This is a genomic window from Bradyrhizobium forestalis, from assembly GCF_002795245.1.
GTDB lineage: Bacteria > Pseudomonadota > Alphaproteobacteria > Rhizobiales > Xanthobacteraceae > Bradyrhizobium > Bradyrhizobium forestalis.
This window is the reverse complement of record NZ_PGVG01000123.1, coordinates 1-856: the sequence shown is the minus strand read 5'-3', so window position 1 is coordinate 856 and position 856 is coordinate 1. Positions and strand designations below refer to the sequence as shown.

The 856-nt window shown below is 63.8% G+C and carries 1 protein-coding gene; it reads left to right on the top strand.

Features of this window, described 5'->3' with window-relative positions; genetic code table 11:
• A partial coding sequence (locus CVM73_RS38765) for an IS30 family transposase (RefSeq protein WP_146006757.1) occupies positions 1-848 on the top strand: 848 nt, incomplete at its 5' end.
• Positions 849-856 lie beyond the last annotated feature (8 nt).

Genomic DNA, 856 nt, shown 5'->3' with positions numbered 1-856 from the left:
GGAAGGGGCGCCGGGCAGTGCATCGTCAGAACCGCCGCTGGGCAAGGGCGTGGAGCCCGGAACAGATTTCGCGGCGCCTTCGGCTCGACTTTCCCGAGGATGAGACGATGCGCATTAGTCACGAGGCGATCTATCAGGCCCTTTACGTGCAAGGCCGAGGCGCCTTGCGCCGCGAACTGACGGCTTGCTTGCGCACCGGGCGGGTACTGAGAGTGCCGAGAGCGCGCACCCGCAAGCAAGGCAGGCCCTTCGTTTCTCCCGAGATCATGATCAGTCAGCGTCCGGCGGAGGTGGCGGATCGAGCGGTACCGGGTCACTGGGAAGGTGATCTCATCGTGGGTCTGGGAAGTTCCGCGATCGGCACCCTGGTGGAGCGTACGACCCGCTTCACCCTTCTGCTGCATCTGCCGCGCATGGCGGGCCATGGCCAAGAAGTTCGCGTAAAGAACGGGCCTGCCCTCGCCGGGCATGGGGCTGAAGCCGTGCGCGACGCCATCACCCGTGCGATCGTCACCTTGCCGGAGCAACTGCGGCGGTCGCTGACGTGGGACCAGGGAGCTGAGCTGGCTCAGCACGCTCGTCTGAAGATCGACGCTGGCCTGCAGGTCTACTTCTGCGACCCTCACAGCCCATGGCAGCGCGGCACCAACGAGAATACCAACGGGCTGCTACGCCAGTACTTTCCAAAAGGCACTGATCTCAGCGTGCACAAGCCCGATGATCTTGAGGCCGTCGCTCTTGCACTCAACACCAGGCCTCGGAAGACCCTGGGCTGGAAAACACCGGCAGAAACTCTCGACGAATTGCTGCGGGTGAGCGATACACAAGGTGTTGCGACGACCGGTTGAAGTCGCCC